Source organism: Campylobacter ureolyticus (assembly GCF_027277485.1).
Classification (GTDB): Bacteria; Campylobacterota; Campylobacteria; order Campylobacterales; family Campylobacteraceae; genus Campylobacter_B; species Campylobacter_B ureolyticus_B.
Genome location: NZ_JAPXGQ010000070.1, coordinates 1 through 255 on the forward strand (window position 1 = coordinate 1; position 255 = coordinate 255).

The 255-nt window shown below is 48.6% G+C and carries 1 rRNA gene; it reads right to left on the bottom strand.

The features are described 5' to 3' along the window. A 16S ribosomal RNA gene (locus O6B72_RS09680) occupies nt 1-255 on the bottom strand; the annotation flags it as partial.

The following is a 255-nucleotide window of genomic DNA, read 5'->3' on the forward strand; positions in this document are numbered from 1 at the left end:
GTATTCACCGTAGCATGGCTGATCTACGATTACTAGCGATTCCGGCTTCATGGGGTCGAGTTGCAGACCCCAATCCGAACTGGGACATATTTTATAGATTTGCTCCATCTTGCGATATTGCGTCTTATTGTATATGTCATTGTAGCACGTGTGTCGCCCTGGACATAAGGGCCATGATGACTTGACGTCGTCCACACCTTCCTCCTCCTTACGAAGGCAGTCTGTTTAGAGTGCTCAGCCGAGCTGTTAGCAACT